The organism is Kocuria sp. CCUG 69068 (assembly GCF_020833785.1).
GTDB classification, from domain to species: Bacteria; Actinomycetota; Actinomycetes; order Actinomycetales; family Micrococcaceae; genus Kocuria; species Kocuria rosea.
Genome location: NZ_PDDL01000279.1, coordinates 1 through 455, shown reverse-complemented (window position 1 = coordinate 455; position 455 = coordinate 1). Strand labels below are relative to the sequence as shown.

At 78.5% G+C, this 455-nt stretch carries 1 pseudogene; it reads right to left on the bottom strand.

Annotated features, from left to right (window positions below):
- Positions 1-455, bottom strand: a pseudogene (locus CRM73_RS19520) (FAD:protein FMN transferase); the annotation flags it as partial.

Sequence of the window (455 nt, the reverse complement as noted above, 5' to 3'; positions counted from 1 at the left end):
CCACGAGGGCGGCGGCCGCGGCGGTCGGCCCGCCCACGGCGCACGCCGTGCCGACCTCGGCGACCAGCGCAACGCCGGGGTGCGTCTCCGTGAAGACCCGGACGATGCGGTCCGCCGCCCACGCGTCCGCGACCGGCGCGAGGTCCAGGACCGTGCCGCGGCCCATGCGCAGCCGTCGGGTGGCCACGTCCAGGTCGAGGCGTCCGATCCCGGGCGCCGGGTGCGGCTCGAGCCCGTCCAGGGCCCGCCAGGCCGCCCCGCCGGTGGTGGGATCGGTGAGCCCGCTCGTGAGGCGGGCGGAGAGCAGGGCGGCCGCGACGATCCCGGCGAGCACGGGCCCGAGGACGACGTCGACGTCCTCGTGCTCGGCGAACCGGTTCAGCAGGGACAACTCCGAGTCGATGCGCTCGGGCGCGACGGCGCGGGCGGTCTCGCGGCGCACGTGCTCGGCGAGC